This window comes from Ruania suaedae (assembly GCF_021049265.1).
Taxonomy (GTDB): domain Bacteria; phylum Actinomycetota; class Actinomycetes; order Actinomycetales; family Beutenbergiaceae; genus Ruania; species Ruania suaedae.
This window is the reverse complement of sequence record NZ_CP088018.1, coordinates 204,521-230,871: the sequence shown is the minus strand read 5'-3', so window position 1 is coordinate 230,871 and position 26,351 is coordinate 204,521. Positions and strand designations below refer to the sequence as shown.

Genomic DNA, 26,351 nt, shown 5'->3' with positions numbered 1-26,351 from the left:
GATGCCCTCCCCTCCCGCTCAGGTGCTGGCGGCCGGCGTTGTCGGAGCGCTCCTCAGGGTGCGGGTGGGCGCAGCACGATCACGCGGCCGGTCCCGGCCAGCCATGGAGCACTCACGAACGCCGGCACCAGGGCCACCCGGCCCGCCGCCACCGAGGTCGGCGTGCCGCCGGTCCCGCTGACCTGCACCTCGCCCTCAAGACCCACGATGACGCTGTAGCCCGGAGCGAGCGGCGCCACTCCATCGAGCGAGATCACCTCGAGCCGGAAGTACCGCTCAGCCTCCCGCGGTAGAGGCGTACCTGCGCCGGCAGAGCGCACCAGCTCTGCGAGACGCCCTTGCTCCAGCGCCGTCAGATCCACCGCCGCCATGGCCCGATCGAAGCCGAGACCGAGGTGACCGTGCGCAGCGCCGTCGAGATCGAAGTCCCGCCACTCCAGCAGGATGGAGAGGTCCTCGGGCTCCTGCACCTCGACCAGGAGGATCCCCTCCCCGATGGCGTGCAGCATCCCGGGTGGCACGAACACGCAGTCCCCCGGCTGCACCTGCACCTCGTGCAGCAGGTCCAGCATGGCCTCGACGTCCTGGCGAACCACCAGGTCTGTCATCTGTTCGGCTGTCACGGCGGTCCGCAGGCCCAGGTGCACGGTGCCAGGAGTCAGGATGTACCAGGCCTCCGCCTTCCCATGGGCGGTGCCGACCTCTCGGCGGGCGAACTCGCCGTCGGGGTGGGCGTGCACCGGAAGGCGCTGGCCGGCGTCGAGCAGCTTGACCAGGAGCTTCGTGTCCTCGCCGAAGCGGGACACGTGGTCCGCGCCGAGCCAGCGTTCGGGCCGGGCGGCGATTGCCTCGCGCAGCAGCGTCCCGTCGGGCAGTGTGGTGAGACCGGCGGGCTCGTCGCCGCGCACCTCGACCGTCGAGGCGACCCAGTCCTCCGGAGTATTCGCGCACACGTGCCGCTGGCCGCGGAACCGCGCGATCTGCTCGCCGCCGCGGTAGAAGCGCGCCGGTGGCTGGTTGCGCTCGATCGGGATCGGTCCCAGGCCCGCCAGCTGCGGGCACAGCGTGGCCGTCGCATCGGCGTCGGGGCTCAGTCCGGAGACCACCGCCGCTGCGACCGTCGCCATCAGCTCCGCCGCCTCGGCAGGTGCCAGCTCGACGGAGAGCGCGTAGAGCAGCGCGGCGCTGACGGCGTCGCCGGCGCCGTTGGTGGTCACGACCCGGTCGATGGGGACCGCCCGCTGATGAAGCGAGGCGTCGGCCCAGAGGTCGGCCAGCGGCGCGAGGGCGGCACCTCCCGACAGCAGCCGGGCACGCTCACCCGCCCGCAACGTCAGCCCATCGTCACCGTCGGAGATCACGACCACACCAGCACCCCACTCCACCAGGCGCTTGGCGAACGAGGAGGCCAACTCCTCGCCGTCGGGCAGGACCGACTGCAGATCGGCCAGACTCGGCGAGAGCACGTCGCACTCGGCCGCCAGCGCCGGCAGCAGTCGTTGCCAGTCGGGTCCGCTCTCGAGGTCGGCAGCACTCACGACCGCCAGGTCCACCGAGGTGGTGACGCCCTGCCGACGGGCACTGCGGAGCAGGTCGAGGAGTGGCGCACCATCGCCGGCCAGCAGTCCAGGCAGCAGCGACGGGTACCCCAGATGCAGCAGATCGACGTCGGTGAGGTCGAGTGCTTCCGCCCCAAAAGCGGCGTTCGCACCGACATGGTGCCAGAATGCACGGTCCTGCCCGCCGGGCTCGAGCACGAGGCTGTAGGACGTGGTCCCGGGCACCTGGATGAGGTCGGCCTGCAGCAGCGGCCCGACCATCTGCCGTCGCAGAACGTCGGCCAGATCGTCATCTCCGACGACGGCGCAGGCCTGGACCGGGTGCCCGAGGCGCTGCAGCGTCCGGGCCGCGTTCGCGACACTTCCTCCGAGCGAGACGTCCATCGGCCCGACCTCGACCAGCGATCCGGGTGCTAGTCCGCCATGCGGCAACTGCCGGGGGAGGAGGTCGAGGCACACGTGCCCAGCGACGGCAACTCTGCGCATGCTGCGGTTCCTTCGTTCAGGTAGACAACGTTGTTTCGCAGGTCTACTCTGGCACACGGCTGGCCATATCGCACCTATCGACATCGTGGCGTTCAGCCGCGATCCCCCAACGATGGACAAGGACCGCACGTGACTGCCTACCGCCTCAACCGGCTGTTCCACCCGACCTCCGGCCGCGCGCTCGACGTAGCCGTGGACCATGGGTTCTTCGGTGAACCGTCCTTCCTGGCCGGTATCACCGACATGCCGGCGACCGTGAAGACCCTCGTGGAGGCCGCACCGGACGCCGTCCAGCTGACGATGGGGCAGGCTCCGCTGCTGCAGCGCATCCCGCAGCGGGACAAGCCCGCGCTCGTGATGCGCACCGACGTCGCGAACGTCTACGGCAACCCGTTGGACGCGCACCTCTTCAGCCATCATGTCCCGAACGCGATCGAGGTCGCCGTCCGGCTCGACGCCGTCGCGGTGTGCGTCAACCTGATGCAGCTGCCCGGACGGCCCGACATCCGCGAGGCCAACATCCGCTCCATCATGGCCCTGCGCGAGGAAGCCACCCGGCTCGGAATGCCGCTCATGATCGAGCCCCTGGTGATGCAGGACAACGCGAAGGCCGGCGGCTACATGGTCGACGGGGACATCGATCGCATCACCACTCTCGTGCGCCAGGCCGTCGAGCTCGGCGCGGACCTGATCAAGGCCGACCCTTCCGATGACATCACCGAGTACGGGCGCGTCATCGAGGTCGCCGGCGAGGTTCCGGTGCTCGTCCGCGGCGGAGGCCGCGTCGACGACCGCACGCTGCTGGAGCGGACTCATGCCGTCCTTCGTGCCGGCGCACGCGGCATCGTCTACGGCCGCAACATCATCCAGCACCGCACCCCCGCCGGGATCACCGCCGCGCTGATGGCCACGGTGCACGCCGACGCCGGCGTCGACGAGGCCCTGGCGATCATCGAGGAGCACGCGCGATGAGCGCCACCGACGTGCGGGTGGGGATCATCGGTGGCGGCCTGATGGGTCGCGAGCTCGCCGCGGCCCTCGGACGATGGCCGGCGCTGATCGATCACCCGGTGCGACCGCGACTGACGGCGGTGTGCGACATCCGACCCGAGGCCCTCGAGTGGTTCCGGCAGATCGACACGGTCACCCAGCTCACCACCGACTACCGCGAGATGCTCGCCTCGGAGGAGATCGACGTCGTGTACGTGGCCGTGCGCCACGACCTGCACGAGAGCATCTACGCCGACGTCATCTCGGCCGGGAAGGACCTCCTGGCCGAGAAGCCGTTCGGCATCGACGCTCCGGCCGCCGAGACCATCCTGCGCACCTGCGCCGAGCACCCCGAGGTGTTCGTGCGCTGCTCCAGCGAGATGCCCTACTTCCCTGGTGCGCAGCTCGCCTACCGGACGATCGCCTCTGGTGAGCTGGGCCGGATCGTCTCGGTGCGCAGCGCGTTCCTGCACTCGAGCGATCTGGACGTGAACAAGGCGATCAACTGGAAGCGCCAGGTCGCCACATGCGGTGCGGCCGGGGTGATGAACGATCTCGGGCTGCATGCCTGGCACGTGCCCCTCCGGCTCGGCTGGGCGCCGCGCACGGTCTACGCCGACCTGGAGAACATCGTCACCGAACGCCCCGGCCCCGACGGCGCTCCCGTCCCCTGTGACACCTGGGACAACGCCGTGCTGCACTGCCGCGTCGACTCCGGCGACTACTCCTTCCCGATGACCGTGGAGACCAAGCGGATCGACCCGGGCGAGAAGAACACCTGGCTCCTCGAGGTGGTCGGCATGGACGGTGGCGTGCGTTTCAGCACGAAGAACCCCAAGCGGGTCGAGCTGTTCGCGAGAGTTCCGCTCGCTGGTGGCACCAGCGAGCAGTCCTGGCAGCAGATCGACGCCGGGAGCCAGTCCGCCTGGCCGACAGTCACCGGCGGGATCTTCGAGTTCGGCTTCTCCGACGCGATCCTGCAGATGTGGGCGTGCTTCCTCGCCGAGCGTGCAGGCGCGCTCGGGCCGCGGTTCGCGACCGCCCACCCGAGCGAGGCGGCGACGACTCATCGGCTGGCGGCCGCCGCCCTGCAGTCCCATCAGGAGCAGCGGGGTGTCTCCCTGGTGGCTGAACCCGCCCTCGCCTGACGATCGAGAGGCCTTCGACGATGCATCCGACCGCACGCCCGCTCACCGTTCACCTGATCCCGCATTCGCACACCGATCTGGGCTACACCTCTCCTCGACCGGAGGTCGCACGTGCCCATGCGGACTTCCTGCGGGAGGTGGTGCGGGCGTGCCGGTCGTCGCCGACCTACCGCTGGCAGATGGAGAACTTCTGGCAGCTGGAACAGTTCCTGGGTACCGCCGGGTCCGAGGAGATCGACGAACTGGCCGCGCTGCTGCGCACCGGGCAGGTAGGCGGCTCGGCCAGCTACCTCAACCTGACCGAGATCATCGACGCCACCACCCTGGACACGGTCACCGCGCGCGCCACCGACTGGTTCGCCGCGCACGCGCGGCCGCTGCGCACCGCTCTGACGGCCGATATCAACGGGTACTCGTGGGGTTACGCCGATATCCTGGACCGGCACGGCGTCCGGCAGCTCTTCTCGAGCATCCACACCCATCACGGGCTCGCACCGGACGGCCGCGACCAGCGTGCGTTCTGGTGGGAGGGGCCGACCGGCGGCCGGGTGCTCGCCTGGGTGGCGCCGCACTACCAGCTCGGCAACGACCTCGGGTTCTGCCCCCGGGGCGCGATGAGCTACACGATCCGGGACGCCCACGACCGGGACGGCGCCTCCGCCTCGGCACAGATGCGCCAGGATCGCATGACCGACTACCTCGAGGAGCTCGCCGGCCGCGACTATCCGTACTCCGTCGTGCCGGCGCTCATCTCCGGTGCCGCCTCCGACAACGCTCCCCCGGACGTCGCGTTGACCGAGGCCGTCCGGGACTGGAACGCACAGCATCCGGACGGTGTGCAGGTCCGGCTCTCCACCGCCGACGAGTTCTTCGACGCGCTCCGGCGCGAGCCCGCCTTCGGCGACCTCCCCACCGAACGTGGCGACTGGACCGACTGGTGGGCGGATGGCGTCGCCTCCACGCCCCGCGAGCTGAGGATCGCCCGCGACGCACAGCGTCGTCTGGAACGCTCCGAGGCTCTGGCCGCCGTCACCGGCGCCGACATCTCGAGCGAGACCGCCGAGGCCCGCCAGCAGCTCGCGCTCTACGCCGAGCACACCTGGGGCCACTCCCACTCGGTGCTCATGCCGTGGTTGACGGACGTGGTCGCGCAGGACGTGGCGAAGACCTCCGTGGCGGCACAGGCACATGCGGCGGCGACGGCGGCACTGACCCGTGCTCGCGCGGCAGCGGACGAGACGTTCCTGCCGCCACGAGCACGACCGCTGCGCTACCGGGCCGTGAACACGTCCTCGTCCACCCTGCGAATGCTGCGGCTGCACATCGACGACTGGCTCTTCACCCGGCACGGAACGGAGCCCGTCGCCTACCACGACGGCGCAGTCCTGCGCTCTCAGAGCCGCACCGTCCCCCGCGGGGTCGAGCTCCTCGTCGAGCTCGAGCTGGGCCCGGGAAGTGAGGCGGTCGTGGAGGTGCGGGAAGAGCCCCGGCGCGCCGACCGGATCGCCGGTGTGGACCGGGTCGCCGACGTCAGCATCGATACCGCAGACGAGCACATCCTGGAGGGGGCACGCGCACGCCTCGTCCTCGATCCCGCGCGAGGAATCGTCGAGGTCACCGACCCCGCCACCGGGCGCAGCATCCTGCGTGGCTCCGGCCGGGCACCGTTCGCCGCCGTGCACTCGCGATGGCAGAGCGGATCCGACCCGGTGGGCCCCCGGATGACATCCGGGCGAAACAGGACTCCGGCCCAGGCGCAGGTCACGGTGGCCGACGTCATCGGCGCCCGGGTGACCGCCCGCGGCCCGATCGCCGGCAGAGCCGAGCTCCAGCTGGACCTGCCCGGCTTCGAGCACTTCCTGATCGAGGTGGAGTGCTCGATGATCGAGCCGCTGCTGAACGTCTCGGTCCGGTTCCGGGCCGCAGGCGGCTGGGCGGCCGAGAACCTTCTCCTGCCCCTACCCTTCGGACCGGAGGGCGAGGGGACGCTGTGGGTGGAGAAGACCGGTGCGCTGCTGCGCCCGGCGATCGATCAGATCCACGGCACGCTCCAGGACTACCTGCTCCTCCAGCGGGGTTTCGTCCAGGAGGCCGGAGGGTATGCGGTGGCGGTCGCCACACCGGACACCCCGTTGATCGCACTCGGTGGCATCGACCACCGGGCGATCCGGTTGCATACGGGCCCGGACCAGGAGGCCAACCAGCGTGAGCTCGCCGCGTGGGCCGTGAACACGACCTGGGAGACAAACTTCCGCGCCGATGTCAGCGGCTTCCACGAGTTCCGGTTCCACGTCACCTGGGGCGAGATGAGTGTCACCGACGCGCTGGAGCACGTCAGCGCTCTGGCCGACGGCGCGGAGACCTTCCGCATCGGCAGTTAGCGACCGTGCCGTACACCGACCTGCCACTGGACGAGCTCTGGACGTATCGTCCCGAGGTCACTCGCCCGACCGACTTCACGCAGTTCTGGTCCTCGACGCTGCAGGAAGCACGAGCGCTCAGCGACCGCACGATCCTGTCGCCCGCCCAGACCCCGCTCACCGAGCTGCGGGCCTGGGACGTCACCTTCTCGGGGTTCGCCGGCGACTCGATCAAGGCCTGGTTGCTCCACCCGGCCGGGGCCGGACCGTTCCCGTTGGTGGTCGAGTTCATCGGCTACGGAGGCGGTCGGGGTCTGCCCAGCGATCGGCTGGGCTGGTCCGCCAGTGGGTTCGCCCACCTCGTCATGGACACCCGCGGGCAGGGCAGTGCGTGGCCGAACGCCGGGCCCGGCGCCACCGCAGACCCGCACGGGAGCGGTCCAGCAGCTGGTGGCTTCCTGTCCCGAGGCATCGCCGACCCGAGCACGAGCTATTACCGGCGGCTCTACACCGACGCCGTCCTGCTCGTCGAAGCGGCGGCCCACTTGGACGTCGTCGATCCGGACCGGATCGCCGTCACCGGTACCAGCCAGGGCGGCGGGGTCGCCCTCGCCGCGGCGGGGCTCTCGCCCCTGGTTCGCGCCGCGCTCCCCGACGTGCCCTTCCTGTGTCATCTCGAGCGCTATCTGCAGCTGGCCTCTCCCGACGCAGCCGGCGAGCTACGCCAGTACCTGTCGGTCCACCGCGGCTCCAGCGACCAGGTGCTGCGGACGCTGTCCTACCTCGACGGCGTCTCCTTCGCGAGCTCCGTGCGGGCTCCGGTCCTGATGTCGGTCGCCCTGATGGATGAGATCTCGCTGCCCTCGACGGTCTTCGCCGCCTACCACCGGCTGACCAGCACCGACAAGGAGATGGCCGTCTACCCCTACAACGGGCACGAAGGTGGCGGCACCACCCACTGGGTCCGCCAGGTGGAGTGGCTGCGCGCCAGACTCTGACCTCGCGCTCCGGCGTCGATCCGGCCGGGAGGCGGGATCGACGCCGGAACTGCGTCAGCGGCGAGCGGCGAGTGCCCGGTGACGAGCGAGGAGTACCAGGACCCCGAGGAGCAGTGCGCTCAGGGCCACCAGGATTAGGTGGACACCACTCACTCCCGTGTCCGCCAGACCGTCGCGATCGCCGTCGGCGCCGGGAGCGGGTGGCTCGGACACGTCCTCCTCCGGGGCGGGGCCGGTCCCGGGGTCGGTCGGGTCCGGATCGGTCGGGTCGGCCGGGTTCGTCGGGTTGGTCGGGTCCGGGTCGGTGTCGCCCTCGCAGGCGGTGGGCAGGGCGACGGTCTCACTGATCTGGACATCAGTGATCGTGTTGCAGCCCGCGGTCGCCGCGACGGCGGCACCGGAGAAGACCACGTCCTGGGCCGCGGCATCCGCAGCCACGTTCAGCTCCTGACCTCGGTAGGAGATGCCGGTCAGGCCGCCGTCGACCCCGGGGGCCAGCAACGCGTGGGGCTCTCCCAGGTCCATCCGGTACCCGTTGTTGAGCCAGACCGCGTCGATGACGGAGGCGAGCCCGAAGATCGAGGGTCGCACCCCCATCGGGACGGGTCCGTCGTCGGAGAGGTTGTAGGCCTCCGCGAAGGACCCGCTGGCGACGATGTCACGCAGCAGGGTGCTCGTCAGCGTCTGGGCCGCCTCTCCCCGGCCGTGGTCGAAGAGCGCGTACGCGGTGAACGACAGACTCGTGTACTTCACTCCGGCGAAGCCGGCGAGCTGCGCCTGCGGCCGGTAGACCGAGTCGAAGAACGACTCGAGGGTGGCTCGACGCTCGTCGTCGAGACCGTCCAGGTGCATCGAGCTCAACGTCTGCAGATCGTGCAGTTCATCGCCGAAGCAGGACCCGAGGATCGTGCACTGCGGGTCACCCGGGATGTACCACCGTGCCGGGTGCTCACCGGGCGCGGCCCAGAAGTCGTCCTGGTATCCGGTGAGGAGCTCCTCGCGGAGGTCCTGCAGCATCGGGATGTCGTCGCTGTGATCGAGTACCTCGGCGATCTGGATACCGAAGTCGACGTCGACGATCAGCGAGGTGACGAACTCGGAGTCCCGCTCGCCGGGGTGATCGTAGGCACCGTAGATCCACCGGGGGTTCTCGGCCTGCCACTGCAGCAACCGGATCAACGCGTCATAGCTGGTGGCCAGCTGCTCCTGATCCCCGGTCATCGCATACAGCACCCAGGCGGCCTGAGCCTTACGGCTGGGCAGGCTCTCCCCGCCCAGGGTTCCTTCCTCATCGACCAGCGACATCAGACCGTTGAAGGAGTCCCACGCGGCCTCGGGATCGATATAGGCCAGCAGCTGCACGCCGATGAAGCTCTCCCACGCCGCCGCCGATCGCGCACCGTCAGCCCCGTGGTTCCACATCGACGGCTTACCGGTGGCCACGGTGCGATACCCGTACCCGGTCTCGGGCTGCGGGGGCAACACGTTCGAATACAACGCCACGAACGCCCGGTAGTACGCGCTGCGAACCTGCTCGTCGGTGAGTCCGCGATCATCGGAGACCCCGAGCAGGGAGAAGTCCCGCGGGTGCGGAACCCCGGCCAGCGCGCCCGTCCAGAAGTCGATCAGGTCGGCGCGGGCATCCGCCACGGGCGTGCCCGCGGCCATCACCGCGCGGGCCGCCGCCTCGTTCCCGTCGTCGACGGAGAAGCCGGCGCCGATGCGCACCTGAGTGGCCGATGTGGGCACCGCTGCTGCCCAGACTCCCATGCGGGAGGTGGGCTCACTCGAGGCGGGACCACCGGCGAGCATCTCCTCGCGCGACTCGAAGAAGAAGACGTCTGCAAGCCCTGCGACGGCGTAGGTGAAGTACTCGCCCTCGACAGTGAGTACCCCGGCGTCGGTATCGACACCGACCTCTCCGACGAAGCTGCCTGCCACCCGCAGCACGTCATCCACAGCAGCGTCGCGCTCGATGTCGATCTCTCGCACGATCGCGTCGTGGCCGACCATGGTGTCGGCGCCCTGCACGAGCGTTCCGCCCGGATAGGTCGCGGTGAAGTCCAGCGAGGCCGGGGACCAGAAGTTCTCGAACTCCTCAGCACCATGGACCCACTGCTGACCCTGCGCGGCAGAGACCATCCGCACACTGTCAACAACCACCTGCGCGCCACCACCGACAGCGAAAAGCTTGATCGTGAACGAGGTCGAACCAGACCACCCGGTCGCAGCCGCCACATCGAAACTGTGCACACCGGACTCATTCGACCCCGGCTCCAGATCGATATCAGCCCCGCCACCAGCACTGACCTTGAGCGCCCAATCCCCGGACGTGCTCGGCAACGCCAGACGCAGCACCGGGAACTCATCCAGATCCACATCGACCCCACGCTGAATCGCGCCATAGCCGTACTGATTCTCGGCCAGCACCGACAACGTCAACGCACCATCAGCAACCTCAGCCCCCATACCCGCACCGACATCCCACTCCAGCGTCTCGGAGGTGAAGTTATCCACAAACCCGGCCTGCTGACCCTGCAGCCGCAGACTATCCATCTGGATCTGCGCATCCCCACCGACCGCGAACATCTTGATCGTGAACGTCTGCTCACCACTCCACCCCGTGATCGAGGCCAAGTCGAAACTGTGCACACCACCAGCAGAAGAACCAGGCTGAACCTCGATGTCCACATCCGCGCCATCATTGAGCTTGAGCGCCCACTGCCCACTCACCGACGGCAACGCCACCCGCAGCACCGGCGTGAGGTCCATGTCCACCGTCACCTCACGCGCCATCGCAGGCCACGGAACCGGCGAATCCGGCAACACCGACAGATGCGCCACCCCATCAACGATGCTCACATCCAGACCCGGCTCAGGCACCCACTCATCCGAGAACTCCTCGAACTCATCAGCGAACCCGACCTCGATCCCGCTCGGATCATCAGCCGACAACGGCGGCTCACCCGCCACACCCTCGAACAACTCGAAGAACGCCGGCATCGTCACCGCCTCATCATTGGCGTAATACCCCGCACCCAACGGCATCGACGGACCCGTACTCTGCTCCACCTCCGACTCCGGAAGATAGAAATTCTGCGGGTTCAACACCAACCGCGACTCCGGCACACTCATCGACCGCTGCTGATCAGGACCACTCAACGCCAGATCCAACGGATCCACCACACCAGGAGCAGCCGCAGCACCCGCCACCGGACCCGCAGCAAGCAGGCTCGTCACGAGCACCCCGGGCAACACCACTGCAGAGAGCCTGCGCATGCGGGACTCTCCTTCCTGCCACACCAGCGTGGCTTCGACCGACGATGGAACGACCTGTACAGCACTACGGCGAGCGTGCTCTCGGATCACCTCAGGGCTCCGGCGTCGACCCGGCCGCGCGGCCGGGTCGACGCCGGATCTGCTCAGTGACGAGCGGCGACCGCCCGGCGACGCGCGAGCAGCACGAGGCCTCCGAGCATCAGTGCGCTCAGTGCCACCAGGGCCAGCGGCAAGCCACCGGCTCCGGTGTCGGCCAGCCCGTCGTGATCACCATCGGCGCTCCCACCGGTGGTGGGTGCCTCGACGATCTCCAGCGGCGCCCAGCCGATCAGCGCCCCGTCGTCGGTCTGGACGACGATCCTGTGATCACCGAGCTCGGCATCGGCCGGGATGGTGACGCTGATGATGCCCGCAGCCGAGACCGGCCCCGAGGCCAGCAGCACCGGTTCCGACTGCAACCAGACGTGGACGTCGTCTCCGGCCGCGCTCGGGACGCGGACCTCGATCGTCTCGCCCCGCTCGGCCGAGGCCGGCACGCTCACGTCACCACGCACGTCCTCACCCAGGTCCTCGTCCGGGGCGGGCACAGGCCCGGCCCCGGGGTCGGTCGGGTCAGGATCGGTCGGGTCCGGATCCGTCGGGTTCGTCGGGTCCGGGTCGGTGCCGCCCTCGCACTCGGTGGGCAGGGCGACGGTCTCACCGATCTGGACGCCGGTGATCGTGTTGCAGCCCGCGGTCGCCGCGACGGCGGCACCGGAGAAGACCACGTCCTGGGCCGCGGCATCAGCAGCCACGTTCAGCTCCTGACCTCGGTAGGAGATACCGTGCACCGCGCCGTCGACGCCGGGGGTGATGACCGCGTGCGGTCCTCCCAGGTCCATCCGGTACCCGTTGTTGATCCAGACCGAGTCGATCACTGCTGCCAGCCCGAAGATGGACGGACGCACGCCGACCGGTACCGGGCCCTCGGGTGAGGGGTTGTAGGCCTCCGCGAAGGAACCGCTGCTGATGATCTCGCGCAGCACCGCATTGGCCAACGTCTCCGCCTGCTCGGCCTCATCGTTCTCCAGCAGGCCGTACAGGGTGTAGGACATGTTGGTGTACTTGACATCCGCGAATCCGGCGAACTGCTCGGCCGGGTCGTAGGACGCACTCACGAACGCCTTCAGAGCGTCGATGCGTTCGTCGTCGAGGCCGTCCACGTGCAGTGCCATGGCGGTCTGGAACAGGTTGCCGTAGCAGCCACTGCGGAACCCGCACTCCGGGTCACCCGGGAAGTAGTACTGCCTCGGAGGACTCTGACTCGGGGTGTCCCAGTAGTCCTCCTGGTATCCGGTGAGGAGCTCCTCGCGGAGGTCCTGCAGCATCGGGATGTCGTCGCTGTGATCGAGTACCTCGGCGATCTGGATACCGAAGTCGACGTCGACGATCAGCGAGGTGACGAACTCGGCATCCCGCTCACCCGGATAGTCATAGGCACCGTAGACCCAGCGGGGGTTCTCGGCCTGCCACTGCAGCAACCGGATCAACGCGTCATAGCTGGTGGCCAGCTGCTCCTGATCCCCGGTCATCGCATACAGCACCCAGGCGGCCTGAGCCTTACGGCTGGGCAGGCTCTCCCCGCCCAGGGTTCCTTCCTCATCGACCAGCGACATCAGACCGTTGAAGGAGTCCCACGCGGCCTCGGGATCGATATAGGCCAGCAGCTGCACGCCGATGAAGCTCTCCCACGCCGCCGCCGATCGCGCACCGTCAGCCCCGTGGTTCCACATCGACGGCTTACCGGTGGCCACGGTGCGATACCCGTACCCGGTCTCGGGCTGCGGGGGCAACACGTTCGAATACAACGCCACGAACGCCCGGTAGTACGCACTGTGGACTTCCTGCTCACCCACGCCACCGTCGTCGGGCAGCGCGCGCAGCTCGAAGTCCTGCGGGTGCGGAACCCCGGCCAGCGCCTCGGCCCAGAAGTCGACCAGGGTCTGACGGGCGTCGGCAACCGGAGTGTTCGCCGCTTGCTGCGCACGCGCCACGGCCTCGGCGGTGTCCCCCACCGAGAAGCCGGCACCGACCCGCAAGGACGACGTCCCCGGCTCGACCGCTGCTGCCCAGACTCCCATGCGGGAGGTGGGCTCACTCGAGGCGGGACCACCGGCGAGCATCTCCTCGCGCGACTCGAAGAAAAAGACCTCTCCCAGACCCGGCAGTGCCACCGCGTAACGCATGTGTTCACCCACCACGGTCACCACCTCGGCCTCGGCGTCGACCTCGACCGAGCCCACGAACGAGCCACCCACGCGGAGTACCTGGCCATCTCCGGCCGGCTCCTCGATGTCGATCTCTCGCACGATCGCGTCGTGGCCGACCATGGTGTCGGCGCCCTGCACGAGCGTTCCGCCCGGATAGGTCGCGGTGAAGTCCAGCGAGGCCGGGGACCAGAAGTTCTCGAACTCCTCAGCACCATGGACCCACTGCTGACCCTGCGCGGCAGAGACCATCCGCACACTGTCAACAACCACCTGCGCGCCACCACCGACAGCGAAAAGCTTGATCGTGAACGAGGTCGAACCAGACCACCCGGTCGCAGCCGCCACATCGAAACTGTGCACACCGGACTCATTCGACCCCGGCTCCAGATCGATATCAGCCCCGCCACCAGCACTGACCTTGAGCACCCAATCCCCGGACGTGCTCGGCAACGCCAGACGCAGCACCGGGAACTCATCCAGATCCACATCGACCCCACGCTGAATCGCGCCATAGCCGTACTGATTCTCGGCCAGCACCGACAACGTCAACGCACCATCAGCAACCTCAGCCCCCATACCCGCACCGACATCCCACTCCAGCGTCTCGGAGGTGAAGTTATCCACAAACCCGGCCTGCTGACCCTGCAGCCGCAGACTATCCATCTGGATCTGCGCATCCCCACCGACCGCGAACATCTTGATCGTGAACGTCTGCTCACCACTCCACCCCGTGATCGAGGCCAAGTCGAAACTGTGCACACCACCAGCAGAAGAACCAGGCTGAACCTCGATGTCCACATCCGCGCCATCATTGAGCTTGAGCGCCCACTGCCCACTCACCGACGGCAACGCCACCCGCAGCACCGGCGTGAGGTCCATGTCCACCGTCACCTCACGCGCCATCGCAGGCCACGGAACCGGCGAATCCGGCAACACCGACAGATGCGCCACCCCATCAACGATGCTCACATCCAGACCCGGCTCAGGCACCCACTCATCCGAGAACTCCTCGAACTCATCAGCGAACCCGACCTCGATCCCGCTCGGATCATCAGCCGACAACGGCGGCTCACCCGCCACACCCTCGAACAACTCGAAGAACGCCGGCATCGTCACCGCCTCATCATTGGCGTAATACCCCGCACCCAACGGCATCGACGGACCCGTACTCTGCTCCACCTCCGACTCCGGAAGATAGAAATTCTGCGGGTTCAACACCAACCGCGACTCCGGCACACTCATCGACCGCTGCTGATCAGGACCACTCAACGCCAGATCCAACGGATCCACCACACCAGGAGCAGCCGCAGCACCCGCCACCGGACCGATCACGCCCAGCACCAAGACGCCGGGCAACACCACCGCGGATAACCTCCGCATGAACATCTCCTCTCTCTGCCACCTCTTCGTGACCACGCACAACGTTGGGACAACGTTGTCTGACGCCGACAGTAGTCCTTCCCGAAGTCGAGGACAAGACCTGTTCCGCCGCCGGGTCCCGAGCAGGCGACGATCCCGGGGGACGCAGGGCGTCGATACACTCGGCCTCCACCATCCTCGAGGGGAGCGATGACCACCCGCCGACCCAGCCGACCCACCCGCCCCGGTGCCGTCACCGCCGCGGCCGTGATGACCCTCCTGGGCGCGTTCGGCATGACGCTGGTGGGCGCCGGACTGCTGGCTCTGCGCAGCGTCGCCCCGGAGGAGCTGGGCGAGCTGGGCTCGCGCACCGCCGTCCCGGCCGCCGGCGCAGCGATCCTGCTCACCGCGGCCCTCGCGATCGCGGGAGCCATCGGGGCGCTCCGGCGCCGCCGCGGCGCAATGGTCGGGCTGCTCGCCCTCGGGGCCGCGACCACATTCGGATGCGTGCTGGCGCTGGTCTATCAGGTCCTCGGCCCGCAGGTGATCGTGGCCGTGCTCTGGATCGGCGTCGGCAGCGCCCTGCTGTGGCAGCACCGGGCCTGGTTCTCGGGCGAGGGATCGTGACGCCCGCACCCTCCCGCTAGACTGGCCGCACAACATCATCGACCGTCCACCCGCCATGGGAGAACGCCGCTGCACGCGGCTGCCGTAGGAGCAAATCCTCCCGGGAAACTCTCAGGCCCACGCACCGTGGCGGCAGGTCACTCTGGAGAGCGGCGCCTGGTTCCGGCCAGGGCGCCCGCCGACGGGGCAAGCGCGGCCGCGAGGCCTCGCCCAATCTCTCAGGCACAAGACAGAGCGGGAGGAGCTCGGCGCCGCTGCGCCCCCGAACCAGGAGTTCCTCGATGACGTCACCGCACACCACCTACGTGGGCGTGCTCGACCTGTTCACGGTCGGGATCGGGCCATCGAGCTCGCACACGGTCGGCCCGATGCGAGCGGCCCGCGACTTCGTCGACCGCATCGGTGAGAGCCTTCCCGACGTCGCCGGCCTCGAGGTCGAGTTGTTCGGCTCCCTCGCCGCCACCGGCCGCGGCCACGGCACCCCGCACGCCGTGCTGCTCGGCCTCGAGGGCTGCGCCCCGGACCAGGTCAGCACCGCTGAGGTGCGTGAGCGCACCGACCGGATGGAACGCGAGCGAGCCATCCGGCTGGGTGACGCGATCCGGGTGGCCTACACCGCCGAGGACATCGTCATGAGCCCCCACACCGTGCTCGCCCACCACACCAACGGCCTGCGCCTGACAGCCCACGACGGCGCGGGCGCTCCGGTGGCCGAGGAGACCTACTTCTCCGTCGGCGGCGGGTTCGTCGTCCGCGAGGTCGACGGCGGCCACGAGCCCGTGCGTGCACGTCACCAACGCGACGCGGCCGGGCAGGTGCCCCTCCCGTTCGGCACGGCCGCCGAGCTCCTGGACGTGTGCACCCGCGAGCGCCTGAGCATCGCCGAGGTGGCGCTGCGCAACGAGCTGGCCACCCGCACCGAGACCGAGGTGCGCGCCGGGGTGCTGGGCATCCGGGACGCGATGACCGAGTGCGTGGCGTGCGGGACCACGAGCTCGGGTGAGCTTCCCGGTGGGCTGGGTGTACGCCGTCGGGCGCCCGCCTGGGCCGCACGGCTACGGGAGGAGGACCCCGACCGCGATGCGGCCTACTCCCAGGACTGGGTGAACCTCGTGGCGCTGGCCGTGAACGAGGAGAACGCCGACGGCGGGCGGGTGGTCACCGCCCCCACGAACGGTGCGGCCGGGGTGATCCCCGCGGTGCTGGAGTACGCCACCCACTACTCCCCCGCCGCACGTGCGGCCGAGGACGCCGCGGCCTTGGACCGGATCGCCGTCACCTTCCTGCTCACGGCCGCCGCCATCGGTTCGCTGTACAAGGCCCGGGCCTCGATCTCCGGTGCGGAGGTGGGGTGCCAGGGCGAGGTGGGATCGGCGTCCTCGATGGCGGCCGGGGGCCTGGCCGCCGTGCTCGGCGGAACCCCGGAGCAGGTGGAGAACGCGGCCGAGATCGCGATGGAGCACAACCTGGGGCTGACGTGCGATCCGGTCGGCGGGCTGGTGCAGATCCCCTGCATCGAACGCAACGCGATCGCGGCCGGGAAGGCGGTCAACGCCGCGAAGATGGCGATGTGGGGAGACGGCACCCACCGGGTGTCGCTGGACCAGGTGATCGAGACGATGCGCCAGACCGGCCGGGACATGAGCGACAAGTACAAGGAGACGGCCACTGGCGGACTCGCCGTCAACGTGGTCGAGTGCTGACTATGGATGCTGTGACGACCTCGACGACAGACCCCCGGAGCACCCCGTTGCGTGCCGAGCACGAGGCGTTGGGTGCCACCTTCACCGACTTCGGCGGATGGTGGATGCCGGTGCGGTACTCCTCCGACCGGGCCGAGCACACCGCCGTCCGGGAGGCCGCCGGGTTGTTCGACATCTCCCACATGGGCGAGATCGTGGTGACCGGGCGGCAGGCCGGAGAGTTCCTCGACTTCGCGCTCGCCGGCCGGCTCTCGGCGGTGACGATCGGCCGGGCCAAGTACACGATGCTGCTCGCTGAGGACGGCGGCATCCTCGACGACCTGGTGGTGTACCGGCTCGGCGAGGAGGAGTTCCTGGTCATCGCCAACGCCGCGAATCGCGAGACGGTGGCGGCGCACCTGCAGGAGCGCGCCGGGGCATTCGAGGTGAGCGTCACCGACGACTCCGACACCTACGCACTGCTCGCCCTGCAGGGCCCCGCGGCGGTGGCGATCCTCGAGGACGTGATCACCACCGGCGCGATCCGCGACCTGGGCCTGCCGCTCGCGGAGGTGAAGAACTACGCCTGGACGAGCGCGTACTTCCTGCCCGGTGAGGACGTGGGCACCGCCGGCCACCGCAACGACCTGGTGCTCACCGCCACCGAGGGCGAGGCCGAGGACGCGCCGGAGGTCTCCGGACCGCTCAGCCCGGCCCCGCTGGTGGTGGGCGAGCCGGAGTCCGCCCACGGCACCCTCACCGAGGGCGCCCACCAGGGCACTGCCGGCGCCCGCACCGGCGGTCAGCCCGCCACGGGTGAGGCCGGTGCCGGCACGACCGGCGGCGGCAGCGAGTTCGAGACCACCCCGCTGCTGCTCGCGCGCACCGGCTACACCGGGGAGGACGGGTTCGAGCTCTACGTCCCGGCCGAGCATGCCGCGGCGCTGTGGCGGCTGCTGCTGTCCGCCGGTGAACCTCACGGCCTGGTCCCGGCCGGCCTTGCCGCCCGGGACACGCTGCGCCTGGAGGCCGGGATGCCGCTGTACGGCCACGAGCTCTCCACCGACGTCGTCCCGGCGCAGGCCGGGCTCGGCCGGATCGTGCCCGCCGACAAGGGTGACTTCGTCGGCAAGGCGGCCCTGGAGCCACGCCCGGAGGCTCGCGTGCTCGTCGGCCTCGTGAGCGAGGGCCGGCGCGCCGGGCGGGCCGGTTACGCGGTGCGCCGCGGCGAGCACGCCGTCGGGGAGATCACCAGCGGTGCCCTCAGTCCCACCCTCGGCCACCCGATCGCACTGGCCTACGTGGACAGCGACGTCGCCGCCGATCCCGACGCCGCACTGACCATCGACGTGCGTGGGACGCCCGTGCCCGCGACCCTCACCACCCCGCCCTTCTACCGGAGGAAGTCATGACCGACCTGTCCAGCCTGCAGTACACGAGTCAGCACGAGTGGCTCGAGATCGTCGACGACGTCGCCACGCTCGGCATCACCGACTACGCCGCCGAGCAGCTCGGTGACGTGGTCTTCGTGGACCTGCCGGACGTGGGCAGTACGGTCACGACCGGTGAGGCGATCGGCGAGATCGAGTCCACCAAGTCCGTCTCCGAGCTCTACGCGCCGGTCTCCGGCGAGGTGATCGAGATCAACGACGCCGTCGACGCCGGACCCGACCTGGTCAACTCCTCCCCGTTCGAGGACGGATGGCTGCTCAGGATCCGCGTCACGGACGTGGCCGCCGGGCTGCTGGACCGCGATGCCTACGTGGCGATGACGGGGGCACAGTCTTGAGCCACTCCGTCGTGGACGGCGGATACGCCGCCCGTCACATCGGCACCTCGGCGGCCGACCAGGCCGCGATGGGCGCGGCCCTCGGCCTGGCTGAGGGCCGCGACGAGACCGCGGACGCAGCGGACGCCGTCGTGGACTCCGCCCTGCCGCCGGCCATCCGCAACCTCGGCACCCGCGGGACCACCGTGCCCACCGCCGGGGCGAGCGAGGCCGAGACGCTGGCCGAGCTGCGGGACCTGGCCGCGCGCAACCGCGTGCTGACCCCGATGATCGGCCTCGGCTACTCCGACACGCTCACGCCCTCGGTCATCGGGCGCAACGTGCTGGAGAACCCTTCCTGGTACACCGCCTACACGCCCTATCAGCCGGAGATCTCCCAGGGCCGACTCGAGGCACTGCTGAACTTCCAGACGATGGTGGCGGATCTGGCCGGCCTGCCGACGGCGAACGCCTCCCTGCTGGACGAGGCGACCGCGGCCGTGGAGGCGATGCTGCTGGCGCGCCGCGCCGTCAAGCGCAGCGGCGAGGTCTTCGTCGTGGATGCCGATGTGCTCCCGCAGACCCGCGCTGTGCTCGCGGTCCGGGCCGAGGCGGTCGGCATCGAGCTCGTCGACGTGGACCTGGCCGGCGGCGAGTCGCTGCCCGCGCAGATTTTCGGCGGGCTGATCCAGTACCCGGGCGCCTCCGGCCGGGTGTGGGACCCCCGCGGGGCCATCGACGCCATGCACGCCGCCGGCGGCCAGGCCGTGGTGGCTGCCGACCCGCTCGCCCTGACGCTGCTCACCGCGCCCGGTGAGATGGGCGCGGACGTGGTGATCGGGTCCACGCAGCGCTTCGGCGTCCCGCTCGGCTTCGGCGGGCCGCACGCGGGCTACATGGTGGTGCGTCAGGGCCTGGAGCGTCAGCTCCCCGGCCGCCTGGTGGGAGTGTCCAAGGACGCCGACGGCCACCTCGCCTACCGGCTCGCCCTGCAGACCCGCGAACAGCACATCCGCCGGGAGAAGGCGACGTCGAACATCTGCACCGCGCAGGTGCTGCTCGCCGTCATGGCGGGGATGTACGCCGTCTTCCACGGCCCCGCAGGGCTGCGGGCCATCGGTGAGGACGTGCTGGGCAAGACGGCACTGCTGTGCTCGTGGCTGGTCGAGGCGCTGGCAGACGGCGACGGGCAGGTGCTCGAGGGCGCCTTCTTCGACACCCTGCGCGTACGCGTCCCGGGCCGGGCTGACGAGATCGTCGCCGCCGCGCACGACCTGGGCGTGCAGCTGTTGCTCGTGGACGGCGACACCGTCGGGATCTCGGTGGGCGAGGCCACCACGCACACCGACCTGCACCGGGTGGCCGTGGCCTTCGGCGGGCCCACCGAGCGCGCGTTCGCCACGGTCGGGCACCTGCCCGCCGGCACGCAGGACTCGCCGGTGCCGGCCGGCCTGCGCCGGGACGTGGACTACCTGCAGCACCCGGTCTTCGCCGATCACCACAGCGAGACCGCGATGATGCGCTACCTCAAGCGCCTGGCCGATTCCGACTACGCGCTCGACCGGGGCATGATCCCGCTCGGCTCGTGCACGATGAAGCTCAACGCCGCCTCGGCGATGGCCGCGATCAGCTGGCCCGAGTTCTCCCGGATCCACCCGTTCGCGCCGGCGGGCGACGTCGGCGGCTACCTCGAGCTCATCGAGCAGCTGGAGCACTGGCTGGCCGACCTGACCGGCTACGACGCCGTCTCCCTGCAGCCCAACGCCGGCTCGCAGGGCGAGCTGGCGGGGCTGCTCGCCATCCGCGGCTACCACCGCTCCCGCGGGGACCTCGGCCGGGACGTGTGCCTCATCCCGAGCTCGGCCCACGGCACGAACGCCGCCTCCGCGGTGCTGGCCGGGATGCGCGTGGTGGTGGTCGCGTGCGACGAGAGGGGCAATGTGGACCTGGGTGACCTGCGGGCCCGGATCGCCGAGCACCGCGAGACGCTCTCGGCCCTGATGATCACCTACCCCTCCACCCACGGGGTGTACGAGCACGACGTCCTCGACATCACCGCCGCGGTGCACGAGGCCGGCGGGCAGGTCTACATCGACGGCGCCAATCTCAACGCCCTCCTCGGGCACGCCCGCTTCGGCGATCTCGGCGGGGACGTCTCGCACCTGAACCTGCACAAGACGTTCGCGATCCCGCACGGCGGTGGCGGGCCCGGCGTCGGGCCGGTGGCCGCGAAGGCGCACCTGGCACCCTTCCTGCCCTCGCACGAGCGCGCGCAGGGGCCGGCACGGGCCACGACCGGATCGGGCAGTGCTGCTGCTGGTGCTGGTGCTGGTCCTATCGCAGCGGCGCCGTACGGATCGGCCGGGATCCTGCCGATCTCCTGGGCCTACATCCGGATGCTCGGCCTGGAAGGCCTGACCGAGGCCACCGACGCCGCGGTGCTGGCGGCCAACTACCTCGCCACGAGGCTGGGTGAGCACTTCCCGATCCTCTACACCGGAGAGCACGGGCGCGTGGCGCACGAGTGCATCGTGGACCTGCGGCCGCTGAAGGAGGCCACCGGGATCACGGTGGACGACGTGGCCAAGCGGCTCATCGACTACGGCTTCCACGCGCCGACGATGAGCTTCCCGGTGGCGGGAACGCTGATGGTGGAGCCGACCGAGTCCGAGGACCTGGCCGAGCTCGACCGGTTCGTGGCCGCCATGGCCTCGATCAAGGCCGAGGCCGACCGGGTGGCCGCCGGGGTGTGGCCGGCGCAGGACAACCCGCTCGTCAACGCCCCGCACACGGCGGCCTCGATCGCCACCGAATGGGCCCACCCCTACTCCCGCGAGGTGGCCGTGTTCCCCGCCGGTAGCACGGCCAAGTACTGGCCGCCGGTGCGCCGCATCGACCAGGCGCACGGGGACCGCAACCTCATGTGCTCGTGCCCGCCGATCGAGGCATTCAGCTCCTGAGCCCCACTGAGCCGGCAGAGATCCGGCCCCGGACCAAGCAGGGGAGCTGGTCCGGGGCCGGATCGTGTGACGACCGCTACTAGGGGCAGGTGCAGCAGCCGTCAGCCTGTGAGGCACGCAGACGATCGAGCGAACCCCTCCTCGAGCCCCCGTGGGCCGGCCGCGACGTCCAGCGGATGCCAGCGACGCGTCCGGTGCGGCCCGATGACGATTAGACACGACGCCGCGGCTCCCGTCCAGGACGCGGCACGCTCGCCGCCGCTGCCCGCGCCGACGGCCAGGCGGGACTAAGGTCACCCGCAGGGCACCGGGAGGAGGCGCGGATGAAGGCACGGGAGCGGCACGAGGCCAGAGCCGCCTATGCGTTGCTGCTGCCCAGCTTCGTGGGCGTGGGCGGATTCCTCCTCCTGCCGGTGATCGTGGTGCTGGCGCTGTCCTTCATGCGGTGGGACCTGATCTCCGCCCCGGAATGGGTGGGGCTGGAGAACTACGCCTACCTGCTCAGCTCGGAACGGTTCGCGAACTCGCTGTGGGTCACCGCCGTCTTCACCCTGCTCGCCATCCCGACCTCGATCGCCCTCGGCCTGCTGCTGGCGATCGCGATCAATCGCGGCCTGCCCGGCACCAGCTGGCTGCGGGTGCTCTACGTGCTGCCGTGGGTCAGTGCCCCGCTGGCCCTGGGCGTGGTGTGGAAGTGGATACTCGACCCCTCCTACGGCGTGCTGAACGCGCTGATCGGTGAGCGGGTGGAGTGGCTGACCGATCCTCAGCTCGCACTGCCCGCCGTGGTCTTCGTGCAGATCTGGTCGACAGTGGGCTACATCTCGCTGTTCTTCCTGGCCGGCCTGCAGCAGATCCCGGTGGCGGTCTACGAGGCCGCCAAGCTCGACGGCGCCGCGGCCGTGCGCACGCTGGTCGCCATCACGCTGCCGTTGTTGCGACCGACGATGTTCTTCGTCACCGTCACCTCGGTGATCGCCTCGTTCCAGGTGTTCGACACCGTGTACGCGATGACCCGCGGCGGCCCGGCCTTCCGCACCGACGTGATCGCCTCGCGCATCTACGACGAGGCCTTCGTGAACCTGCGCCTGGGCCGGGCCGCGGCGATGGCGGTGGTGCTCTTCCTGGTGCTCGTGGCGATCACCCTCATCCAGCAGCGCTACTTCCGGCGCCGGATCACCTACGACATGTCATGACGGAGCAGCCCGTGGCCACTGTCACCTCCCCCGCCCGAGCCCGCCGGACGCCGTCGGCCCGGGCCTCCCGCCTGCTCGCGAACACGCTCACCTACGCGTTCCTGATCGCCGGAGCGGCCCTGATGCTGGGGCCGTTCCTGTTCTCGCTGATCACGTCCCTGAAGACGCCGCAGCAGTTCAACACCAGCTGGCCGGTCAGCCTGCCGGACCCGGTGACCGCACAGAACTTCACGTCGCTGTTCTCCGAGCAGTACAACTTCGTCGTCCCGATCGCGGTGACGGCGCAGGTGGTGCTGGTGCTGGTGGCCGGGCAGATGCTGTGCTCGGTGCTGGCGGCCTACGCCTTCGCGCAGTTGCGCTTCCCCGGCCGGGACACGCTGTTCTGGGTCTACGTGGCCACGTTGATGATCCCGGCGGTGGTGACCATCATCCCGCTGTACTCGATGATGACCTCGCTGGACCTGAAGAACACCTTCGCCGGGCTCGTCCTGCCCTTCATGTTCGGCTCCCCGTACGCGATCTTCCTGCTGCGGGAGAACTTCCGGTCCACCCCGGCCGACGTGCTCGACGCCGCCATCATCGACGGCGCCGGCGTGTGGCGGCGGCTGTGGCAGATCATGGTGCCGATGAACACGCCGATCCTGGCCACGTTGCTGCTGATCACGGTGGTGACGCAGTGGAACAACTTCATGTGGCCGCTGATCATCGCCCCGGCCGAGGAATGGAACGTGATCACCGTGGCGACGGCGGCGCTGCAGACCCAGTACGCCGGCAACTGGACACTGGTGATGGCCGCCACCACGATCGCGATCGCGCCACTGGTGACGCTGTTCGTGATCTTCCAGAAGCAGATCACGTCCTCCCTCGGGGTGACGGGGGTGCGCTGACGCGCCGGCTGGTCACCCCATGCTCTTCGCCCCGTCCAGGGACTCGCGGATGATGTCGGCGTGCCCGGCGTGCTGGGCCGTCTCGGCGATGATGTGCAGGAACGCTCGCCGGTTCGACCATGCCGTGTCGTTGAACCAGGGCGCCTGCGGGAGGTCCTGGATGAGATCGAGGTCTGCCTCGGCGAGCGCCTGGTCGGTAGCGGCAGCGATCTCGGCGTAGCGGTCCAGCACCTCCGCGAGCCTCTCCCCCGGCAACAGCCGGAACTCGCCGGCCCAGTCCTCGTACAGCCCCGGTGCGGGGTCGGCGAAGTCGATTCCGTCCCACGGCAGCGCCGACCGGCCGCGCCGCACGAACTCGCGCCAGTTCAGCTCCGCAGCGCTGACGTGCTTGATCAGTCCACCGATCGTCAGCTCACTCGCCGTGGTCCGCGTGCGGGCCTGCTCGTCGGTGAGCTCGCGGGCGGTGAAGCGCAGGAAGTGCCGGGCGTTGGTCAGGGCATGCAGCAGATCACCGCGCTCGCCGGTCAGTGCGGTGGTGACGGTGGCCATCGTGGACTCGGTCATGATCGTCGTCCTTCCTCCGGCGGCTCGCGGCCGCCGCTCGTGGTTGGTATCTCCACGCTAGAAGGCATTAGTGTCAGATTCTGGCCGCTATCGCAGGGAGGGTGACATCCATGACCACCAGCTCGCGGACCCTCCGCCTGCTGTCCCTGCTGCAGGCCCACCGCTACTGGGCCGGGGACGAACTGGCCGAACGATTGGGTGTCTCCCTCCGCACCCTGCGACGGGACGTCGACCGGCTGCGCGATCTCGGCTACCCGGTGCAGTCCGGCCGCGGCGTGGGTGGCGGCTATCAACTGGCGCCCGGGGCGGCGCTGCCGCCGCTGGTGCTCGACGACGACGAAGCGGTCGCTCTCGTGGTGGGCCTGCAGTCCGCTGCCCACTCCGGGCTGGCGAACGTGGCGGAGGCCTCGGTGCGCGCACTGGCCACCGTCGTCCCGGTGCTGCCCACCCGGCTCCGGCGGCAGGTGGAGGCGATCGGGGCCACCACGGACTCCCTCCGCCCGGACGCCCCCGCGGGCGAGGCGACCGACCCCGCCACGCTCGTGGTGCTCGCGCAGGCGTGCCGGGATGCCGAGCGGGTACGTTTCGGCTACTCCAGCGCCTCCGGCGAGGCCACCCACCGGCACGTAGAGCCCGTGCGCCTGGTCACGGTGGGGCGGCGCTACTACCTCCTGGGTTACGACCTCGACCGCGCCGACTGGCGCAGCTTCCGGCTGGACCGGGTGCGCGAACCCTTACCCACCGGGTCCTGGTTCCGACCGCGCGAGGTCCCCGGTGGGGACGCCGCCGCGTATGTGCGCGACGGCCTGCGCCGCGGGAGCCCGGGCCCGCAGGCGAGCGCCGAGCTCGTCGCCGACGCTGATCGCGTACGCGAGCAGATCGGGCGCTGGTTCGAGGTCACCGCATCCGGCCCGGGCCGGTGCCGGGTGCATGCCGACGGGGTGGACCCGGAGTGGATGGCCTTCGCCCTGGCTCACACCGGCGGCGAGATCCTCTCGGTGGAGCCGGCCGAGGTGCGCGAGGTGATGCGCACCTGGGCGGGCCGGTTCACCCAGGCCGTAGGGCCGCCGTCGTGAGGTGGGCTCACGCCGCGGCCACCATCGCCTCGAACTCCTCGAACACCGGCGGCAGCTCGGGCGAGGTCCACATCCGGTTGGTCAGCAGGATGCCGGTGCGGCCGCGGGAGGGGTCGGTGAACCAGCGCGAGCCGAGGCCGCCGTTCCAGCCGTAGCTGCCGGCCGCCAGGCCGCTGGCTGCCCGGGTGGTGCGCACCTCACAGCCGTAGCCCCAGCCCGCGCCCGGCTCGGGGGATGGGCCGCCGCGCGCGAGCACGTGGGCAGGGAGCTGGTTCGTGATCATCGCCCGCACGAGCTCCTCCGGGATCAGCCGGCGCTTCCCGACGGCGCCCCCGGCCCGGATCAGATCGGCGAAGCGTCCGTAGTCGCTGACCGTGGAGACCAGGCCGGCGTCACCGCCGTCGCGGGGTGGGATCGCAGCCCACTGACCGTCGGCGGGGTCGTAGACGTCGGTGCCGGCGCCGAAGCAGGCGCCGAACCTGTCCCGGCGCGCGGGCGGCACCCAGAAGCCGGTGTCGGTCATGCCGAGGGGCTCGAGGAGGCGCTCGACCATCACCTCCCCGAGCCGGGCGCCGGTGACCCGCTCGATCAGCAGGCCGGTGAGGAGCGAGGGCGTGTTGTAGAGCCAGCGTTCGCCCGGCTGATGCCGCAGCGGGAGATCGGCGGCGGCGGTGAGCCAGGCGTCGATGCTGAGGTCACCGGCCGGCGCGGGCGGACCAGGGACGATGCCGCGCTCGGCCCAGGCGGCGTCGAGCGGGGTGGGGCTGAAGTCGGTGAAGTCCATCCCCCAACCGCTGGTGCCGGTCAGCAGGTCGGCGAGGGTGATGGGACGAGCGGCCGGCACCGTGTCCTCGATCTGCGCGTGCGGATGGCGCAGCACCCGCCGGTCGGCGAGCTCGGGCAGATGGGCGTCGACGGGCTCGGCGAGCCCTACGGCACCGTCGCCCACCAGCACCAGGGCGAGGGCCGCCGTCACCGGTTTGGTCATCGAGGCGATACGGAACGCCTCGTCGGTGCCGATCGGTGCGGCGGCGTCGAGGTCGCGGTGACCGAGCGCGCCGGTGAGCACCTGGTCACCGTCGCGGACGTACCAGGTCAGGCCGGGGATGGCGCCGGGGCCGATGTGGGCGGCGAGCCGGTGCTCCAGAAGTGCGCGATCCATA

General features: G+C 70.0%; 17 protein-coding genes and 2 riboswitches. Of the genes, 12 read left to right on the top strand and 5 right to left on the bottom strand.

Translation table 11 applies throughout. The features are described from left to right. Positions 1 to 53: 53 nt before the first annotated feature. Entirely contained in the window at positions 54 to 2,045 is a 1,992-nt protein-coding gene (locus LQF12_RS01040) for a PfkB family carbohydrate kinase (RefSeq protein WP_231054159.1), read from the bottom strand. 129 nt (positions 2,046 to 2,174) lie between these two features. On the opposite strand from LQF12_RS01040, the gene LQF12_RS01035 reads away from it, so the two are divergent. The 4 genes from LQF12_RS01035 to LQF12_RS01020 are packed head-to-tail and all read left to right on the top strand — an operon-like array spanning position 2,175 to position 7,541. Next, positions 2,175 to 3,017, top strand: coding sequence for a class I fructose-bisphosphate aldolase (locus tag LQF12_RS01035; RefSeq protein WP_231054158.1), 843 nt, complete (start codon positions 2,175 to 2,177; stop codon positions 3,015 to 3,017). Next, positions 3,014 to 4,183, top strand: a complete 1,170-nt coding sequence (locus LQF12_RS01030) for a Gfo/Idh/MocA family protein (protein WP_231054157.1) — start codon at positions 3,014 to 3,016, stop codon at positions 4,181 to 4,183. Before LQF12_RS01035 ends, LQF12_RS01030 begins: the two co-directional genes overlap by 4 nt. A gap of 20 nt (positions 4,184 to 4,203) precedes the next feature. Beyond that, positions 4,204 to 6,564, top strand: a complete 2,361-nt coding sequence (locus LQF12_RS01025; RefSeq protein WP_231054156.1) for a glycoside hydrolase family 38 N-terminal domain-containing protein — start codon at positions 4,204 to 4,206, stop codon at positions 6,562 to 6,564. A 5-nt stretch (positions 6,565 to 6,569) separates the two neighbouring features. Next, the gene (locus LQF12_RS01020) at positions 6,570 to 7,541 is read left to right on the top strand and encodes an acetylxylan esterase (RefSeq protein WP_231054155.1); all 972 of its coding nucleotides are present in this window, start codon (positions 6,570 to 6,572) and stop codon (positions 7,539 to 7,541) included. 54 nt (positions 7,542 to 7,595) lie between these two features. Here the strand turns inward: LQF12_RS01020 and LQF12_RS01015 are convergent, their stop codons facing one another. Together LQF12_RS01015 and LQF12_RS01010 are read right to left on the bottom strand one after the other, a co-directional pair. Next, complete coding sequence (locus tag LQF12_RS01015) at positions 7,596 to 10,820, bottom strand: hypothetical protein (protein WP_231054154.1); 3,225 nt, start codon at positions 10,818 to 10,820, stop codon at positions 7,596 to 7,598. Between the two features lie 143 nt (positions 10,821 to 10,963). Beyond that, positions 10,964 to 14,449: a hypothetical protein gene (locus LQF12_RS01010; RefSeq protein WP_231054153.1), complete on the bottom strand. Its 3,486-nt coding sequence runs from the start codon at positions 14,447 to 14,449 to the stop codon at positions 10,964 to 10,966. A 189-nt stretch (positions 14,450 to 14,638) separates the two neighbouring features. Between LQF12_RS01010 and LQF12_RS01005 the strand changes: the two genes are divergently transcribed. The 7 genes from LQF12_RS01005 (at position 14,639) to LQF12_RS00975 (ending at position 23,548) form a co-directional block, all read left to right on the top strand. After that, positions 14,639 to 15,055, top strand: a complete 417-nt coding sequence (locus LQF12_RS01005; RefSeq protein ID WP_231054152.1) for a hypothetical protein — start codon at positions 14,639 to 14,641, stop codon at positions 15,053 to 15,055. A 46-nt stretch (positions 15,056 to 15,101) separates the two neighbouring features. After that, a riboswitch (glycine riboswitch) is annotated at positions 15,102 to 15,192 on the top strand. After that, a riboswitch (glycine riboswitch) is annotated at positions 15,193 to 15,295 on the top strand. It begins immediately after the preceding riboswitch. A 41-nt stretch (positions 15,296 to 15,336) separates the two neighbouring features. After that, entirely contained in the window at positions 15,337 to 16,758 is a 1,422-nt protein-coding gene (locus tag LQF12_RS01000; RefSeq protein ID WP_231054151.1) for an L-serine ammonia-lyase, read from the top strand. Positions 16,759 to 16,760: 2 nt separating this feature from the next. After that, positions 16,761 to 18,149 carry a glycine cleavage system aminomethyltransferase GcvT gene (locus LQF12_RS00995; protein WP_231054150.1) on the top strand — a complete coding sequence of 463 codons (1,389 nt, stop codon included), beginning with the start codon at positions 16,761 to 16,763 and terminating at the stop codon, positions 18,147 to 18,149. Then, positions 18,146 to 18,526 carry a glycine cleavage system protein GcvH gene (gene gcvH / locus LQF12_RS00990; RefSeq protein ID WP_231054149.1) on the top strand — a complete coding sequence of 127 codons (381 nt, stop codon included), beginning with the start codon at positions 18,146 to 18,148 and terminating at the stop codon, positions 18,524 to 18,526. Before LQF12_RS00995 ends, gcvH begins: the two co-directional genes overlap by 4 nt. A 68-nt stretch (positions 18,527 to 18,594) precedes the next feature. Continuing rightward, positions 18,595 to 21,465 (top strand): aminomethyl-transferring glycine dehydrogenase, encoded by a 2,871-nt coding sequence (gene gcvP / locus LQF12_RS00985; RefSeq protein WP_231055649.1) that lies wholly within the window; start codon positions 18,595 to 18,597, stop codon positions 21,463 to 21,465. Between the two features lie 323 nt (positions 21,466 to 21,788). Beyond that, positions 21,789 to 22,661, top strand: a complete 873-nt coding sequence (locus LQF12_RS00980; protein WP_231054148.1) for a carbohydrate ABC transporter permease — start codon at positions 21,789 to 21,791, stop codon at positions 22,659 to 22,661. Then, complete coding sequence (locus tag LQF12_RS00975; RefSeq protein WP_231054147.1) at positions 22,658 to 23,548, top strand: carbohydrate ABC transporter permease; 891 nt, start codon at positions 22,658 to 22,660, stop codon at positions 23,546 to 23,548. Before LQF12_RS00980 ends, LQF12_RS00975 begins: the two co-directional genes overlap by 4 nt. Positions 23,549 to 23,560: 12 nt before the next feature. Here LQF12_RS00975 and LQF12_RS00970 read toward each other — a convergent pair whose 3' ends face one another. After that, entirely contained in the window at positions 23,561 to 24,112 is a 552-nt protein-coding gene (locus LQF12_RS00970) for a DinB family protein (protein ID WP_231054146.1), read from the bottom strand. Between the two features lie 110 nt (positions 24,113 to 24,222). Here LQF12_RS00970 and LQF12_RS00965 point away from each other — a divergent pair, with 110 nt between their 5' ends. Beyond that, positions 24,223 to 25,188, top strand: a complete 966-nt coding sequence (locus LQF12_RS00965) for a helix-turn-helix transcriptional regulator (protein WP_231054145.1) — start codon at positions 24,223 to 24,225, stop codon at positions 25,186 to 25,188. A gap of 7 nt (positions 25,189 to 25,195) precedes the next feature. Here LQF12_RS00965 and LQF12_RS00960 read toward each other — a convergent pair whose 3' ends face one another. Then, complete coding sequence (locus LQF12_RS00960; protein WP_231054144.1) at positions 25,196 to 26,350, bottom strand: serine hydrolase domain-containing protein; 1,155 nt, start codon at positions 26,348 to 26,350, stop codon at positions 25,196 to 25,198. Position 26,351 lies beyond the last annotated feature (1 nt).

Bases quoted from the DNA above. Each gene is read 5' to 3' on its own strand.
- LQF12_RS01040 (WP_231054159.1), bottom strand. From the start codon at position 2,045: ATGCGCAGAGTTGCCGTCGCTGGGCACGTGTGCCTCGACCTCCTCCCC.
- LQF12_RS01030 (WP_231054157.1), top strand. From the start codon at position 3,014: ATGAGCGCCACCGACGTGCGGGTGGGGATCATCGGTGGCGGCCTGATG.
- LQF12_RS01025 (WP_231054156.1), top strand. From the start codon at position 4,204: ATGCATCCGACCGCACGCCCGCTCACCGTTCACCTGATCCCGCATTCG.
- LQF12_RS01015 (WP_231054154.1), bottom strand. From the start codon at position 10,820: ATGCGCAGGCTCTCTGCAGTGGTGTTGCCCGGGGTGCTCGTGACGAGC.
- LQF12_RS01010 (WP_231054153.1), bottom strand. From the start codon at position 14,449: ATGCGGAGGTTATCCGCGGTGGTGTTGCCCGGCGTCTTGGTGCTGGGC.
- LQF12_RS01005 (WP_231054152.1), top strand. From the start codon at position 14,639: ATGACCACCCGCCGACCCAGCCGACCCACCCGCCCCGGTGCCGTCACC.
- LQF12_RS01000 (WP_231054151.1), top strand. From the start codon at position 15,337: ATGACGTCACCGCACACCACCTACGTGGGCGTGCTCGACCTGTTCACG.
- LQF12_RS00995 (WP_231054150.1), top strand. From the start codon at position 16,761: ATGGATGCTGTGACGACCTCGACGACAGACCCCCGGAGCACCCCGTTG.
- gcvH (WP_231054149.1), top strand. From the start codon at position 18,146: ATGACCGACCTGTCCAGCCTGCAGTACACGAGTCAGCACGAGTGGCTC.
- gcvP (WP_231055649.1), top strand. From the start codon at position 18,595: ATGGGCGCGGCCCTCGGCCTGGCTGAGGGCCGCGACGAGACCGCGGAC.
- LQF12_RS00980 (WP_231054148.1), top strand. From the start codon at position 21,789: ATGAAGGCACGGGAGCGGCACGAGGCCAGAGCCGCCTATGCGTTGCTG.
- LQF12_RS00975 (WP_231054147.1), top strand. From the start codon at position 22,658: ATGACGGAGCAGCCCGTGGCCACTGTCACCTCCCCCGCCCGAGCCCGC.
- LQF12_RS00970 (WP_231054146.1), bottom strand. From the start codon at position 24,112: ATGACCGAGTCCACGATGGCCACCGTCACCACCGCACTGACCGGCGAG.
- LQF12_RS00965 (WP_231054145.1), top strand. From the start codon at position 24,223: ATGACCACCAGCTCGCGGACCCTCCGCCTGCTGTCCCTGCTGCAGGCC.
- LQF12_RS00960 (WP_231054144.1), bottom strand. From the start codon at position 26,350: ATGGATCGCGCACTTCTGGAGCACCGGCTCGCCGCCCACATCGGCCCC.